Origin of the sequence: Brevundimonas sp. MYb52, assembly GCF_002979535.1 — a bacterium.
Taxonomy (GTDB): Bacteria; Pseudomonadota; Alphaproteobacteria; order Caulobacterales; family Caulobacteraceae; genus Brevundimonas.
Genome location: NZ_PCPB01000001.1, coordinates 478983 through 492743 on the forward strand (window position 1 = coordinate 478983; position 13761 = coordinate 492743).

Below are 13761 nucleotides of genomic sequence, written 5' to 3' on the forward strand. Positions count from 1 at the left end.
TAGAGGGCCGCCGGATAACCGGCGGCCCTCTTCACGTCGTGGATCGACAGGGGGGCTGAAACTTAATCCACGACGCGATAGCGGCCGTTCTGGTCGGGGCAGGTGCGCACGTAGCGCGTCTCGCTGCGACCATCGGGAAGACGGATGACGCTCTCGGCGAGGCGGCATTCGTCGTTGTTGTTCTGATAGCGATAGTCCGGCGCAGGCTGGGTGTAGCCGCGGTCGTAGTCGTCGTTGTACTCGCGGTAATCGCGGCCGTAGCCGTCGTCGTAGCGACGATCATATCCCGAGTTATCGTAGCCGTAGGCCGGCGGGACATAGGACCCGCCGTAGGACTGGTTGTAACCGTAGTTGGAGTTCGAGCGATAACGGCTGTCGCAGTTGGCGGAGCTGTTGCCTACGCCGGCGCCGATAGCGGCGCCGAGCACGCCGCCCAGGACGCTGCCTTCGGTGCGACGGCCGCGCGCCGCCAACTGCGAGCCGGCCACGGCGCCAATGGTGGCGCCGAGCACGCCGCCGGTCGTCGTGCGGTTCCGCTGGTCGCCGACGCAGGGGTCATTGTAGCGACCCTGCGAACCATAGGTGTTGTAGGCGGGCGGGTAGCCGTAGCCATAGGTCTGGGCGCTGACGACGCCTGGAACCATGAGCGAACCGGCCACAGCGAGGGCGGCGACAGCGGCGGCGGATGCCTTCTTGGACAGATGAGCGATCATCGTTCGTATTCCTGTGACAGATCCCGAAGCTGAACGGCTTCGCTGCGCTGTCTGTTGCATCCAGAAATAGGGGGGTGAAGCTGAACGGCTTTTGATCGGTCCGTTCATCTTCGTTCAGGTTTCAGATTCGGCGCGGAACCGGGTAGAAGCCGCGCCATGACGCAAACGCTGACCATCGCCCGCATGGGCCACCAGGGCGATGGGATCGCCGAAACGCCCAAGGGCTTCGTCTTCGTGCCGGGCGCCTTGCCGGGCGAAGTGATTTCGGCCGAGGTGAAGGACGGACGGGTCGAGGCGTTCGAGCTGATCCAAGCCAGCCCTGACCGCCGTCCGATCCATTCTGAGACCTATGCTGAATGCGGCGTCGCCCCCCTGCAGCACTGGGCGGACGAGCCCTATCTGGCGTGGAAGCGCGAGGTGGTGATCCAGACCCTGGCGCGTGAAGGCATCGCGACCGAGGTCGAGGCGACCGTCGCCGTGCCGCAGGCCAGCCGTCGTCGGCTGGCGCTGCACGCGCGCAGCGGGCCGGGCGGGCGCGTCCTCCTGGGGTTCAAGGCACGGCGGTCGTGGCGGCTGGTCGAACTAACCGACTGCCCGGTGTCGGACCCGGCGCTGACGGCGGCCCTGCCGGCCCTGGCCAAGGTGGCGGCGCCCTTCCTGGGGCATCCGAAGTCGGCCCCGACCCTTCATGTCACCCTGACGGACACCGGCCTGGACGTCGATGTGACGGGCGTGGAGAAGAAGTCGGGCGGGCTGACGGCGGATGTGACCGCGCGGGCCATCGCGGCGGCGGCGGAGGCCGGTCTGGCGCGGCTCAGCCTGGACGGCGACACCCTGGTGATGGCGCGCCAGCCGCGCATCACATTCGGTCGGGCGACCGTGCCCCTGCCGCCCGCCGCCTTCCTGCAGGCGGCGCCCGCGGCCGAGGCGGCCATGGTCAGCCGGGCGGTGGAAGCGGTGAGGGGGGCCAAGAAGGTCGCCGACCTGTTCTGCGGCGCCGGCACCTTCACCTTCCCTCTGGGCGAGGTGGCCAGCGTCATCGCCGCAGATTCATCGGCGGCGTCGATTGCGGCGCTGAAGGCGGGCGTGTCCACAGCCCAGGGCCTGAAGACCATCGAGGCCCAGGCCCGCGACCTGTTCCGCCGCCCTCTGTCGCCCTATGATCTGAAGGGCTGCGAGGCCATTGTCATTGACCCGCCGCGTGCGGGGGCGCTGGAACAGACCCAGCAACTGCCGGGGACCAAGGCCAGCCTGGTGGTCGGGGTGTCGTGCAACCCGCAGACCTTTGCTCGCGACGCGCGCATCCTGATCGACGGCGGCTTCCGGCTGGAGAAGGTCACGCCGATCGACCAGTTCCTGTGGTCGACTCACGTCGAACTGGTGGGCGTCTTCCGCCGCTAGGGCTTCAGGAGGCGAGGTCGAACAGGTCCATCTGGGGCCGCATGTCGGGCGGGACACGGAACTGCGTCACGTCCAGCGGCGTGCGGGGCGCGTCCAGTCCGTAGCGCTTGATCGCCGCCTTGAAGCGGGTTGCGATCAGTTCGGCGACGGGGCCGGTTCCCTTCATGCGCTGGGCCCAGTCGGGGTCGTAGTCCTTGCCCCCGCGCGTCTGGCGGATGAGGGACATGACGCGGGCCGCACGCTCGGGCCGGGCGTCGGCCAGCCATTCGCGGAACAGGTCCTTGATTTCCAGAGGCAGGCGCAGGGTCACATACATGGCCGAGGTGGCGCCGGCCTTCTGCGCCGCCTCGAGTATGGCTTCCATCTCGTGGTCGTTCAGGCCGGGGATGACCGGTGCGAAGCCGACGCCGACCGGACAGCCTGCGTCGGCCAGACGACTGATGGCTTCCAGCCGTTTGGCGGGCGTGGAGGCGCGCGGCTCCATCGCTCGGGCCAGCCCACGATCCAGGGTGGTGATCGAGATGAAGGCCGAGGCCAGGCTGTCGCGTCCCATCGACCCGAGGATGTCGGCGTCGCGGGCGATCAGCACCGACTTGGTGATGATGCTGTAGGGCTGACGAAAGCGCTGCATGACCTGCAGGATCGAGCGGGTGGACTGCGTCTCGCGCTCGACCGGCTGATAGGGGTCGGTGTTGCCGCCTATGTGGATGCGTTTGCAGACGTATCGGGGCTTGGCGAGCTCTTGTTCCAGCAGACGCGCGGCTTCGGGTTTGAAGAAGATCCGGCTCTCGAAATCCAGACCCGGGGATAGGCCCATCCAGGCATGGGACGGACGGGCGTAGCAGTAGATGCAACCATGTTCACAGCCCTTGTAAGGGTTGATGGAGCGATCGAAGCCGACGTCGGGACTGGTGTTTTTGGCGATGATGGTGCGCGCGTGTTCCGGCGAGAGGGTGGTGCGCAGCGGCGCGGCCGCTTCGTCCTGATCCGTCCAGCCGTCGTCGAATTCCTCGCGCCGGTCGGCTTCATACCGGCCCGAGTCGTTGGAGCGTGCGCCGCGTCCTTTCATCGCCGTCTTCATGCGAGGAGGATGGCAGAGATTTGGAACAAATCAAGAACGAATATGCGGGCGTCTAGTGATCAGGACGGCCGAGGATTTCCAGCACCGGACGCTCCTGGTCATTGGCGTCGCCCAGTTCAAAGGCTGGCTGCGGGATTCCGAAAGCGCGCAGAGCCAGACTGACGGACTCGGCGCGTTGGCCTTGCAGGTTAGTTGAGGACGGCGCAGGCAGACCGATCACCTTGAAGGTGGCGCCGGGGCATTCTTCGTTCGCCCGAGCAGGCCACTCCATCGAAACTGAAGGCCGAAAGGACGCGGCCTCTTCCTTGAAGTACAGAACGAGAATGCCGTTTGCGCAGGGGTTCCTTTGCTCCCTTGCGGTAGTCACGACGGGCGGCTTCGTCGCGCCCCCGGCGAGAGTCAGGGTCAAGAGGAGGATGGCGAGGCAGCGCATCTCGTGATCCTTGCGGCGGCGGGATGGCGGCGAGCTTGGCATGGTTCAGGATGTGTCGGGAACGGCGTTCTGTGATTTCATCGGATCTGAGCGCTAGGTATTTTAATACCGTTTACAATAAATCGTTTTAAATCAATATTTTGGTCCACAATCGGGTCGCGAACTGGTGTTGACCTGCTGTGGATGACGCTCTATCAGCACGCCTTCCGCTCATTCCAGCTTTTGGGGTGAGCCGCACCGTTCGTCTTTAGGACCCTCAATATGCTGAAGAGCACTACGGCTTCGATGAAGCCGGCAGAGGTCGAAAAGAAGTGGATCCACATCGACGCCGAAGGCGTCGTGGTGGGCCGTCTTGCGACCTTCATCGCCAACCGTCTGCGCGGCAAGCACCTGCCGACCTACACCCCGCACGTTGACATGGGCGACTACGTCGTCGTCACCAACGTCGACAAGGTGGTGTTCACCGGCAAGAAGAACACCGACAAGGTCTATTACCGCCACACCGGTCACCCGGGCGGCATCAAGCAGACGACCCCGGAGAAGGTTCTGGGCGGTCGCTTCCCCGAGCGCGTGCTCGAGAAGGCCGTCGAGCGCATGCTGCCGAAGGAAAGCCCGCTGGCTCGCAAGCAGATGACGCACCTGCGTCTGTTCGCCGGCGCCGCCCACGAGCATGAAGCCCAACAGCCGCAGACCATCGACTTCAAGTCGGCCTCGGCCAAGAACACCCGGAGCGCCTGAGCATGACCGACGTGACTGCTGAAGCCACCGGCTTCGACGCCCTGAAGAGCCTGGGCACCGTCGAAAACGACGCTCCCGTTTACGAGCAAAAGCTGGACGCCCAAGGCCGCGCCTACTCGACCGGCAAGCGCAAGAACGCGATCGCTCGCGTCTGGGTCAAGCCGGGCACCGGCAAGATCACCATCAACGGCAAGGACCAGGAAGTTTACTTCGCCCGTCCCGTGCTGCGCATGATGATCGCCCAGCCGCTGACCGTTTCGGACCGCGCCACGCAATACGACGTTGTCTGCACCGTCGAAGGTTCGGGCCTGTCGGGTCAAGCCGGCGCCATCCGCCACGGCCTGTCGCACGCTCTGACTCACTTTGAGCCGGAACTGCGCAAGGTCCTGAAGCCGCACGGCTTCCTGACCCGCGACAGCCGCGTCGTCGAGCGTAAGAAGTACGGCCGCGCCAAGGCACGCCGCAGCTTCCAGTTCTCGAAGCGCTAATCGCTTTCAGGCGATTTGGATTTGGGGCGCTTCGGGGAAACCCGGAGCGCCTTTTTTCTTGCTGTTTTTCCTTCTCCCCTTGCGGGAGAAGGTGGCGACCGCAGGTCGACGGATGAGGGGTTTCGCTCCCCGTTTGAGGTCGTCGTCTGAAAGTCGCCAGATTGTCGGGTCAGCAAGACCCCTCATCCGACCCGCTGCGCGGGCCACCTTCTCCCGCAAGGGGAGAAGGATCAGGAGCGTAAGATGACCCACACCATCTTCATCGACGGCGAGGCCGGGACCACGGGGCTGGAGATCCGCGAGCGTCTGGAGGCGCGCACGGATCTGGAGCTGATCCTGCTGGGCGACCGTCGGCGCGACGTCGCGGCGCGGCGCGAGGCGCTGAACAGCGCCGATGCGGTCATTCTGTGCCTGCCCGACGATGCGGCCAAGGAAGCCGTGTCGATGATCGAGAACCCGAGCGTGCGGGTCATCGACGCCTCGACGGCGTTCCGGGTCGATCCGGCCTGGACCTATGGCTTCGCCGAGATGGATGCGGGGCAGCGCGCGGCCATCGCCGCCTCGACGCGGGTGTCGAACCCCGGCTGCTATCCGACCGGCTTCATCGGCCTGATGCGGCCGCTGGTGCGGGCGGGACTGGTGCCGAGCACGCAGCCGGTCACGGTCAATGCGGTGTCGGGCTATTCCGGCGGCGGCAAGGCCATGATCGCCGAGTTCGAGGCCGCTGGCGCATCGACCGCCTTCCGCGCCTATGGCCTGACGCTGAAGCACAAGCACGTGCCGGAGATGACGCAGCACACGGGGCTGACACGCAACGTCCTGTTCGCGCCCGCCGTGGGGAATTATCGTCAGGGGATGCTGGTCGAGGCGCCGCTGCACCTGTCGGCCTTGCCGGAGACGCCCTCGGTCGAGCGGCTGCACGGCGCCCTGCTGGAGGCCTATGACGGCCAGCGTTTCGTCGAGGTCGCCGATCTGGACGAGACCGAGGCCATGACCGGCATCGAGCCGGAGGCCCTGAACGGCACCAACCGGATGCGTCTGCACGTCTTCGGCGATCGTGGCGGCGAGCAGGCGCGTCTGGTCGCCATGCTCGACAACCTGGGCAAGGGCGCCTCGGGCGCGGCGGTGCAGAACCTCAACATCATGCTGGGTTTGGATGAGACGACGGGTCTGATCTGAACCAAAAGCGCCCGGCCGCCGTATAGGGGGCATGGACGCTGTATTCGACCGACGGTCCGTACTGCTGTGCGCCGCTGCATTGGCGGCGTCGGGCTGTGCGCCTGAGGCGGCGGATGCATCCGAGACCCAGTGGACGGCCTCGCCGTTTCGGCGGGTCAGCGATGCGGAGTGGAAGCGGCGGTTGGGCGACGCCTCATGGCGCGTTCTGCGTCACGAAAGCACCGAGCAGCCGTTCAGCAGCCCCCTGAACGACGAGCATCGGCGCGGGGTCTTTGCCTGCAAGGGCTGCGCCCTGCCGCTGTTTCAGTCGGCATGGAAGTTCGACAGCGGCACCGGCTGGCCTAGCTTCACGCGGGTCATGCAGGCGAATATCGGCACAAAGACCGACCGCCTGATCGGCATAGCCCGCACCGAATACCACTGCGCCCGGTGTCTGGGACATCAGGGGCATCTGTTCATGGACGGGCCGCCGCCGACCGGGCGACGCTATTGCAACAATGGCGTTGCGCTGACGTTTCAGCCCGCCTGAGGCGGCTCAGGGGACGAGGCGCGGGGCCAGGTCCGGGGCGACGGCGATCAGGTCGCGCGCGACCAGGGCGGCGATGACGGCGGCGCCGTCGGGGCCCAGGTGGGTATAGTCGAAATCATCGACGTGATGGCCATGCGCGGACACAGGCGGCGTTGCGGCTGGCGGCGTCGGCGGGGTGTTTCCGGCGAGCAGGGCGGGCGCGAAGTCGGGCGGCGGGGCGCCGGGCGACAGGCGCGCGGCGTCCAGCGGGCCCAGGCTCTGGACCAGGTCGGCGCTACTGGCGTTAAGGTCAATCAGCGGCGTCTCGGTTTCAGCCGCAACGGCGCGGATGGCCTCGGCCCAGGGGGCCAGCGTGTTCTGAAGCTGGCCGTCCTTGAAGTTGCGGCGGGTCAGGGGCGTCAGCAGGATGGGGCGGGCGCCGCGGGCGCGGGCCTCGGCGACATAGGCGCGCAGGTTGGCGGGGAACTGGGCCGTCAGGTCGGTGGAACTGCGCTTGCCGGGCTGGTCGTTGTGGCCGAACTGGATCAGCACCCAGACCGACTGATAGCCGGGCGTCGCCATCTCGTTCAGCGCTAGATCCCAGGAGCCCTCGGCGCGGTAGGTCGAGGTGCTGCGGCCTTGCCGCCCTAGGTTGACGCAGGCCAGCGCCGACAGGACGTGGCGATCGCAGAAAGCGCCGCCCCAGCCGCTGCCGACCGCCGTGGTCGAATCGCCGACGAGGATGATCTTGTCGGCCTGGATCGGTTGGACCTGAGCGGAAGCGGCGCCCGCGACCAGCAGGAGGCTCGCCAGCGCGCCGACAGTCAGATTCCTCATCCGGCCTGGCGGGCCTTGATGGCGGATTGCACGGTCACGCCGAACCAGACGGCGCCGATGATGATCAGCAGGCCGTAGTCGTGGCCGGGGAAGAAGACCGGCACGGCGGCGGCGAAGATCAGCGCCAGCGGGAACAGGCTGGCCCAGGCGGCGGTCGAGGCGGCCTCGGGGTGGATCATCGGCGGGCGCTGCGTGCCCATGCGCTTGGCGAGCATCCCGTTGAGCACGACAAACAGGATGCTGCACAGCACCGCCATCAGCACATACTTCAGCGTATTGCCCGGCTCGCCAAACAGGCTGGCGGTGGCGACCAGAAGGGCGAGCGGAACGGCCGTGGCCAGGGCCAGCAGCAAGTTGGGTTCAATACGCTTCAAGACTTCACTTTCACATAGGCGCCGGGCGCCGGCTCGATGGGCTTCAGCGGGCCGGTCTTGGGGTCCCGCGCCGGGATGGTCTTCCCCGATTTCTCGCGCAGCCAGGCGGCCCAGTGGGTCCACCAACTGCCGGGGTGCTGCTGCGCTCCCGCTTGCCATTCCTCAAGCGTCTCGGGAAGGGCGGGGTTGATCCAGTGCTGGTATTTGTTGGCGGCGGGGGGGTTGATGACCCCGGCGATATGACCTGATCCGGCCAGGGTATAGGTCACCGGACCGCCGAACAGCCGCGCCGAGCGATAGACGGAGTTCATCGGCGCGATGTGGTCCTCGCGGCTGGACAGGAAGTAGAGGGGCGTCTTGACGGTCGACAGGTCGATGCGCTGGCCGTCGATCTCGAACTCGCCCTTGGCCAGGGCGTTCTGGCCATACATCCGACGCAGGTAGTCGAGGTGCAAGCGCTTGGGCATCCGCGTCTGGTCGGCGTTCCAGAACAGGAGGTCAAAGGCCGGCGGCGCCTTGCCCATCAGATAGTTGGACACGAAGAAGGACCAGATCAGGTCATTGGCCCGCAGGGCGTTGAAGGTTTCGGCCATGGCCGCGCCGGGCAGGACGCCGCCCGCCGCGTCCATCTGTTGCTCGATCTCGGCCAGCCAGTGCTCGTCGGTGAACAGCAGCAGATCCCCGGCCTCGGCGAAGTCGTGCTGAGCCGCGAAGAAGGTGGCGGAGGCGACACGGGTGTCCTTGTTCGCCGTCATATGGGCCAGGGCGGAGCCCAGAAGGGTGCCGCCGATGCAGTAGCCGACAGCGTTCAACTGCTTTTGGTCGGTCTGTTCCAGCACCTTTGCGATCGCGCGATAGATGCCCTTGTTCAGGTAGTCGTCGAAGCCGAACTCGGCTTTGTCGATGTCCGGGTTGACCCAGGAGCAGATGAAGACGGTAAAGCCCTGGGCCGAGAGCCAGCGGATCAGAGAGTTCGCCGGCTGCAAGTCCATGATGTAGAACTTGTTGATCCACGGCGGGAAGATCAGCAGCGGAATGGCGTGCTGGGTTTCTGTTGCGGCGTCGAACTGGATCAGTTCGAACAGCTCGTCGCGCCAGACGACCTGACCGGGGGCGGTGGCGACGTTTTCGCCGACCTTGAACTGGCCGTAGTCGGCCTGGCTGATTTTCAGTTTACCGTTGCCGCGCTCCAGGTCGGCGGCGAAGTTCTGCATTCCCTTGACCAACGACTCGCCGCCTGTTTCGGCGAGGGCCTTCAGCGCCGCGGGGTTGGAGGCGAGAAAGTTGGCTGGCGAGAAGGCGTCGGTCAGCAGCTTGGTGAAGAACTCGGCGCGTCGCTTCACGCGCGGATCGACGTCCTCGACGCTGGACACCAGGCCATTCATCCAGTCCGACGTGACCAGATAGGACTGGCGCATGACGTCGAAGACGGGGTTCTCGCTCCAGGCCGGATCGCGGAACCGCTTGTCGGTCGAGGGGGCGGGGGCGACCTCTTCACCCATGGCGCGGCGGGCGGTCGTGGACCACAGGTCCATGTAGCGGCCGAACAGGTCGGCCTGGGCCTGGAACAGCTTTTCCGGGCGGGCGGCCAGGCTGGTCATGACCGAGGTCATGGCCGGGGCCACGTTGAACGGGTCGGGCGACAGGGCGGCGGGGCGGTCGGCCTGTGACAGCGCCGCCTCGGCAATGGCCGACTGGGCCGTCATGGCGGCCTTGGCCAGGTTCAGCGACAGGGTTTCCAGCAACTGACGCTGATCGGCGCCGTAGGCAAAGGGATCGGCGGCCTCGGGCTGAGGCGGCGCGGAGGCCGCCGGCGATTCTGGAGCGGCTTCGGGTGGCGGCGCGGCCTTTTTGGCGCGCGGTTTGGCCGAGGTCGGGCGCCCCGACTTGCGCGGCGCGGCGGCGGCCGGCAGCGGGGCGGGGGGAGCCTTGGTCGGGCGCTTGGCCATGGGCGAACCTCCGGTAACCGGCGCGCGTCAGGTCGCGAGCCTTCCTCCGGGCGCGATGATGGCATATGACCGGGGTCGAAATGAACGTGTTCCTGCCGAAAAAGACGATCCTGCCGGCGATGACCGGCCTGCTGTTGCTGACGGGCGGCTGCGTCGGCTCGTTCGACCCGCAGACGGACATGACTTCGCCCGTCGCGCCTAGGGTGCAGGAACTGGTGGACGCACACCGGCAATACCCGCGCTGGGCCGATTTCCCGGCGACGCCGACGGACCTGCCGCAACCGGCTCAGATCGCTGCGAACGTCGGCACGCTGAAGGCTGACAACGCCCGACTGGCGACCCAGGTGGCCGGCATCGACTGGACGATGGACAGCGACCCGGCGACCTTCGTCGAATCGATCCAGCAGCGCTTTGATCCGGCCCGCATGGCCCCGATCGGCGCCCAGACGCCGCAGGAGGTCGAGGCCTTCGCCGAGGCCTTGCGCCGCCGCGCCGCCGCGCCGCCGCCGATCGACCGTCCGCGCCCCTGACCGACGGCGCGTCGCCTGGCTGACAGAATCCCGGAATGATGGCCGGACTGACAAGGATTCCTCATGGCTGACGGTGGAAACAGTCCCGCCTTCCTCGACGTCTCGCGCTCGCTGTCGGGTCGCGCCTGGCGGCAGCGCCCGGCCGAGGCAGGGACCATCCGCGCCCATATGCAGGCGCTGGATCTGGACGAGCCGATGGCGCGGGCGCTGGCCGCGCGCGGCGTGGCGGCGGATCAGGGGCAGAACTTCCTGACGCCGACGCTGCGGGCCCTGTTCCCCGATCCGTCCAGCTTCATGGACATGGACACGGCGGCGGCCGCCATTATCGATGCGCTTCAGGCGGGCAGCAGCATCCACGTCTTTGCCGACTATGACGTGGACGGAGCGTCCAGCGCGGCCTTGCTGGTGCGCTGGTTCCGCACGCTGGGCGCGGAGCTGCCCATCTATGTCCCCGACCGCCTGACCGAGGGCTATGGCCCTAGCGCGCGGGCGTTCGACACGTTGAAGGCGCGCGGCGCCGATCTGGTCATCACCGTGGACTGCGGGGCGGCGGCCAACGAGGCGGTAGCTCATGCCGCCGCCATCGGGCTGAACGTCGTGGTCATCGACCACCACATGATGCGCGAGGAGCCGCCGGCCTGTCTGGCCGTGGTCAATCCGAACCGACCGGGCTGTAACTCGGGCCAGGGCAATCTGGCGGCGGCGGGCGTGGTGTTCGTCCTGTTGGCGGCGCTGAACCGCGAGGCGCGGGCGCGGGGGCTGTTTGAAGGCAGGGCAGAGCCGGACATCCGCCAGTGGCTGGATCTGGCCGCCATGGGGGCCATCTGCGATGTGACGGGGCTGACCGGCTTCAACCGGGCTCTGACCAGTCTGGGCCTGAAGGTCATGTCGGACTGGAAGAATCCGGGCTTGAGAGCCCTGCTGGCCGCCGCCGGAGCCGAGCCGGGACCGGCCAAGTCCAATCATGCGGGCTTCATCCTGGGGCCGCGCATCAATGCGGGCGGGCGGATCGGCAAGTCGGATCTGGGCGCGCGTCTGCTGTCCACTGACGATCCCGACGAGGCGAAGATGCTGGCGCAGGAGTTGGACGCCCTGAACATCGCCCGACGCGAGGTCGAGACCCAGGTGACGGAGCAGGCCGTGCGCCGGGTCGAGGCGACCGGCGCGCACGCGGATGAATCGGCCCTCGTGGTTGTTTCGGGCGAGGACTGGCACCCCGGCGTGGTCGGCATCGTCGCCGGGCGTCTGCGCGAACGCTGGAGAAAGCCGGTCATCGTCATCGGCGTCGACGCCATCAACGGTCTGGGCAAGGGCTCGGGCCGATCGCAGCCGGGCATGAACCTGGGCCGCGCCGTACAGGCCGCATGGAACGAAGGCGTCCTGATCGCCGGCGGGGGGCACGCCATGGCGGCGGGCCTGACGGTGGCGGCGGACCGGATCGACGAACTGCGCGCCTTCCTCAACGACCGACTGTCGGGCGAACGCGCCGAGGCCGTGGCCCAGGACTGGGTCGAGGTGGACGCCCTGATCGACCCGCGCGCGGCGACGCGCGACCTGTTCGAGGCCTTCGAGCAACTAGCGCCCTATGGTCCCGCCAACCCCGAACCTCTGTTCGCCCTGCAAGGGGTTCAGGCGCGCGAACCGGTCGCCATGAACGGCGGCCATGTGCGCTGTCGTCTGGTCGGACCGGACGGGGCCTCGGTGCGGGCCATCGCCTGGCGCTGCGCCGACCTGCCCGGCGGCAAGGCGCTGTTGGCGGGGCAGGGCGGGCTGAACCTGGTCGGGCGACTGAAGGCGGATGACTGGAACGGCCGTCGCGGCGTGCAATTCGAGATCGAGGACGTCGCCGATCCGCGCATGGCCTGAGGTTTTGGCGTTGCCGAGCGCAGGTCTTTGAAAAAGTCGCACAAACTGCGCAGCAGGCGCTTGCAAGCGACGGAATCGACGGCTATTACCCCGGTCCTCCGCGCAGCGGTCCCTTCGTCTATCGGTTAGGACGTCAGGTTTTCAACCTGAAAAGAGGGGTTCGACTCCCCTAGGGACTGCCACGCGGAGCTATCCTTTCCCCTGACATCGACAGTCTGCATCAGCCCGCCAAGGGCCGATTTCGTATGCGATACGCGACTGCGAAGTCTTTGTTCGGAAAGTTGAAAAACAGGCTTGCAACATCCGGGGGGCGGGGGTATCAGACCGCTCCTCCGCGCAGCGGTCCCTTCGTCTATCGGTTAGGACGTCAGGTTTTCAACCTGAAAAGAGGGGTTCGACTCCCCTAGGGACTGCCACGCGGAGCTATCCCCCACATCGCCAGCTGAAATCGCCCTTGGGGCGTAATGTGCGCTTTTTGTCGATTGACGGGCTTAAAATCGTCATTTTTGTTTTTCCGAGCCTCACAGAACCGTGTTAATCATAGCCTCTGCGCGCTTTGCAGGCGGGGGTTTGTGAGTTGTCGGACTACGATGAGATTGAAGCGCCGGACGTCGTTCTGATCGCTGGCACAGTGAAATGGTTCGATCCGGGCAAGGGCTACGGCTTCATTGTGCCCGATGAGCCCGACCTGACCGAGTTGAAGGACGTGCTTTTGCATGTCAGCAGCCTGCGCGACGGGGGCCATGAAGCCGCCGCCGAGGGCGCCGCCATCACCTGCGAATGCGCGCGCCGAGCCAAGGGGTGGCAGGTCGTGCGCGTGCTCGACCTGGGGCAGGGCGCGCCTCTGCCGATCCGCCGCGAAGCCCCGCGATCGACCTCGCCGCGCGCGGTCCCGGAGATGGCCGGCGGCGGGCCGCTGGAGACAGCGGTCGTCAAATGGTTCAATCGCACCAAGGGCTATGGATTCGTGGTGCGCGACGGCGCGGCCGGCGATATCTTCGTCCATGTAGAAACGCTGCGGCGCTGCGGGCTGGATGATCTGGTTCCCGGCGATGCGGTGCAGGTGCGGTTCGCCGACGGCCCCAAGGGCCTGGTGGTCGCCGAGATCAGACCGGGCGAATAGGTTTCGTCCTTTGAGGGGCGAAGTCATGAATTTCTCGCGTCGTATGCTGCTGACCGGTGTTCTCGCATTGGCGGCCTCGGCCTGTGCGCCCAAGGGTCCGGTGGACGCGGCGGGGCAGCCACTGGAGCCGCTGAGCATCGTGACCGCTTCGGGCGAGCACAAGTTCATGGTCGAGATCGCCGACGACGACGCCGAGCGCGAGCGCGGCCTGATGTATCGCCCGCCGCTGGACGACGACCGGGGGATGCTGTTCCAGTTCCCGGCGGCCAGCGAGCAGAGCTTCTGGATGAAGAACACGCCCAGCTCGCTGGACATTCTCTACATCGACCCGCAGGGGCGCATCGTCTCGATCGCCAGCCACGCCACGCCCTATTCGCAGACGCCCCTGCCGTCGAACGGCGCGGCCAACGGCGTGCTGGAGCTGCGCGCCGGGCGGGCCGACGAGATCGGCGCCAAGCCCGGCGACCAGGTTCGCCACAGCTTCTTTCGTCCCTGACGTAGATTAAGGCGTTCAATGCGTTGCGGTGCGCCGCCGCCCGTG

15 protein-coding genes and 2 tRNA genes are annotated in these 13761 nt (G+C 66.8%); 11 read left to right on the forward strand and 6 right to left on the reverse strand.

Annotated elements, in window-relative coordinates:
- Window positions 1–62: 62 nt before the first annotated feature.
- The gene (locus CQ039_RS02275) at window positions 63–713 is read right to left on the reverse strand and encodes a glycine zipper 2TM domain-containing protein (protein WP_105562307.1); all 651 of its coding nucleotides are present in this window, start codon (window positions 711–713) and stop codon (window positions 63–65) included.
- A gap of 156 nt (window positions 714–869) precedes the next feature.
- On the opposite strand from CQ039_RS02275, the gene CQ039_RS02280 reads away from it, so the two are divergent.
- Window positions 870–2114 (forward strand): class I SAM-dependent RNA methyltransferase, encoded by a 1245-nt coding sequence (locus CQ039_RS02280; RefSeq protein WP_105562306.1) that lies wholly within the window; start codon window positions 870–872, stop codon window positions 2112–2114.
- A 4-nt stretch (window positions 2115–2118) separates the two neighbouring features.
- On the opposite strand, the gene CQ039_RS02285 is transcribed toward CQ039_RS02280, so the two are convergent.
- Window positions 2119–3195: a PA0069 family radical SAM protein gene (locus tag CQ039_RS02285; protein WP_105562305.1), complete on the reverse strand. Its 1077-nt coding sequence runs from the start codon at window positions 3193–3195 to the stop codon at window positions 2119–2121.
- Window positions 3196–3247: 52 nt separating this feature from the next.
- Window positions 3248–3628, reverse strand: a complete 381-nt coding sequence (locus CQ039_RS16500; RefSeq protein WP_146112085.1) for a hypothetical protein — start codon at window positions 3626–3628, stop codon at window positions 3248–3250.
- A 261-nt stretch (window positions 3629–3889) separates the two neighbouring features.
- Here CQ039_RS16500 and rplM point away from each other — a divergent pair, with 261 nt between their 5' ends.
- From rplM to msrB, 4 genes are all read left to right on the forward strand, one after another.
- Window positions 3890–4366: a 50S ribosomal protein L13 gene (gene rplM, locus CQ039_RS02295; protein WP_105562303.1), complete on the forward strand. Its 477-nt coding sequence runs from the start codon at window positions 3890–3892 to the stop codon at window positions 4364–4366.
- 2 nt (window positions 4367–4368) lie between these two features.
- On the forward strand, window positions 4369–4854 hold the full coding sequence (gene rpsI / locus CQ039_RS02300; RefSeq protein WP_105562302.1) for a 30S ribosomal protein S9: 486 nt from the start codon (window positions 4369–4371) through the stop codon (window positions 4852–4854).
- 243 nt (window positions 4855–5097) lie between these two features.
- Complete coding sequence (gene argC, locus CQ039_RS02305) at window positions 5098–6033, forward strand: N-acetyl-gamma-glutamyl-phosphate reductase (protein ID WP_105562301.1); 936 nt, start codon at window positions 5098–5100, stop codon at window positions 6031–6033.
- Between the two features lie 31 nt (window positions 6034–6064).
- Complete coding sequence (gene msrB / locus CQ039_RS02310) at window positions 6065–6562, forward strand: peptide-methionine (R)-S-oxide reductase MsrB (RefSeq protein ID WP_105562300.1); 498 nt, start codon at window positions 6065–6067, stop codon at window positions 6560–6562.
- 6 nt (window positions 6563–6568) lie between these two features.
- On the opposite strand, the gene CQ039_RS02315 is transcribed toward msrB, so the two are convergent.
- Genes CQ039_RS02315 through phaC form a run of 3 tightly spaced genes read right to left on the reverse strand, consistent with a single transcriptional unit; the run spans window position 6569 to window position 9701 of the window.
- Entirely contained in the window at window positions 6569–7378 is an 810-nt protein-coding gene (locus CQ039_RS02315) for a rhamnogalacturonan acetylesterase (protein WP_105562299.1), read from the reverse strand.
- Window positions 7375–7752 (reverse strand): hypothetical protein, encoded by a 378-nt coding sequence (locus CQ039_RS02320; protein WP_105562298.1) that lies wholly within the window; start codon window positions 7750–7752, stop codon window positions 7375–7377. The genes CQ039_RS02315 and CQ039_RS02320 overlap by 4 nt, the downstream gene beginning before the upstream one ends.
- Window positions 7749–9701 (reverse strand): class I poly(R)-hydroxyalkanoic acid synthase, encoded by a 1953-nt coding sequence (gene phaC, locus CQ039_RS02325; protein ID WP_105562297.1) that lies wholly within the window; start codon window positions 9699–9701, stop codon window positions 7749–7751. Before phaC ends, CQ039_RS02320 begins: the two co-directional genes overlap by 4 nt.
- 65 nt (window positions 9702–9766) lie before the next feature.
- Here phaC and CQ039_RS02330 point away from each other — a divergent pair, with 65 nt between their 5' ends.
- The 6 genes from CQ039_RS02330 to CQ039_RS02355 all read left to right on the forward strand — a co-directional run bounded on the left by CQ039_RS02330 (window position 9767) and on the right by CQ039_RS02355 (window position 13716).
- Window positions 9767–10231 (forward strand): hypothetical protein, encoded by a 465-nt coding sequence (locus CQ039_RS02330; RefSeq protein WP_105562296.1) that lies wholly within the window; start codon window positions 9767–9769, stop codon window positions 10229–10231.
- Window positions 10232–10294: 63 nt separating this feature from the next.
- A complete protein-coding gene (gene recJ, locus CQ039_RS02335) occupies window positions 10295–12097 on the forward strand; it encodes a single-stranded-DNA-specific exonuclease RecJ (protein WP_105562295.1) in 1803 nt (600 codons plus the stop codon).
- A 107-nt stretch (window positions 12098–12204) separates the two neighbouring features.
- Window positions 12205–12279 (forward strand) — tRNA-Glu (locus CQ039_RS02340).
- Window positions 12280–12438: 159 nt separating this feature from the next.
- A tRNA-Glu gene (locus CQ039_RS02345) sits at window positions 12439–12513 on the forward strand.
- A 161-nt stretch (window positions 12514–12674) separates the two neighbouring features.
- Complete coding sequence (locus tag CQ039_RS02350) at window positions 12675–13220, forward strand: cold-shock protein (protein ID WP_233190125.1); 546 nt, start codon at window positions 12675–12677, stop codon at window positions 13218–13220.
- 25 nt (window positions 13221–13245) lie between these two features.
- Window positions 13246–13716 (forward strand): DUF192 domain-containing protein, encoded by a 471-nt coding sequence (locus CQ039_RS02355; RefSeq protein ID WP_233190124.1) that lies wholly within the window; start codon window positions 13246–13248, stop codon window positions 13714–13716.
- The last annotated feature ends 45 nt before the right edge of the window (window positions 13717–13761 follow it).

Coding starts and splice junctions, on each gene's coding strand:
- CQ039_RS16500 (WP_146112085.1), bottom strand. CDS start 3,628: ATGCGCTGCCTCGCCATCCTCCTCTTGACCCTGACTCTCGCCGGGGGC.
- rpsI (WP_105562302.1), top strand. CDS start 4,369: ATGACCGACGTGACTGCTGAAGCCACCGGCTTCGACGCCCTGAAGAGC.
- CQ039_RS02355 (WP_233190124.1), top strand. CDS start 13,246: ATGAATTTCTCGCGTCGTATGCTGCTGACCGGTGTTCTCGCATTGGCG.
- CQ039_RS02275 (WP_105562307.1), bottom strand. CDS start 713: ATGATCGCTCATCTGTCCAAGAAGGCATCCGCCGCCGCTGTCGCCGCC.
- argC (WP_105562301.1), top strand. CDS start 5,098: ATGACCCACACCATCTTCATCGACGGCGAGGCCGGGACCACGGGGCTG.
- msrB (WP_105562300.1), top strand. CDS start 6,065: ATGGACGCTGTATTCGACCGACGGTCCGTACTGCTGTGCGCCGCTGCA.
- CQ039_RS02280 (WP_105562306.1), top strand. CDS start 870: ATGACGCAAACGCTGACCATCGCCCGCATGGGCCACCAGGGCGATGGG.
- CQ039_RS02285 (WP_105562305.1), bottom strand. CDS start 3,195: ATGAAGACGGCGATGAAAGGACGCGGCGCACGCTCCAACGACTCGGGC.
- CQ039_RS02315 (WP_105562299.1), bottom strand. CDS start 7,378: ATGAGGAATCTGACTGTCGGCGCGCTGGCGAGCCTCCTGCTGGTCGCG.
- recJ (WP_105562295.1), top strand. CDS start 10,295: ATGGCTGACGGTGGAAACAGTCCCGCCTTCCTCGACGTCTCGCGCTCG.
- rplM (WP_105562303.1), top strand. CDS start 3,890: ATGCTGAAGAGCACTACGGCTTCGATGAAGCCGGCAGAGGTCGAAAAG.
- phaC (WP_105562297.1), bottom strand. CDS start 9,701: ATGGCCAAGCGCCCGACCAAGGCTCCCCCCGCCCCGCTGCCGGCCGCC.
- CQ039_RS02330 (WP_105562296.1), top strand. CDS start 9,767: ATGACCGGGGTCGAAATGAACGTGTTCCTGCCGAAAAAGACGATCCTG.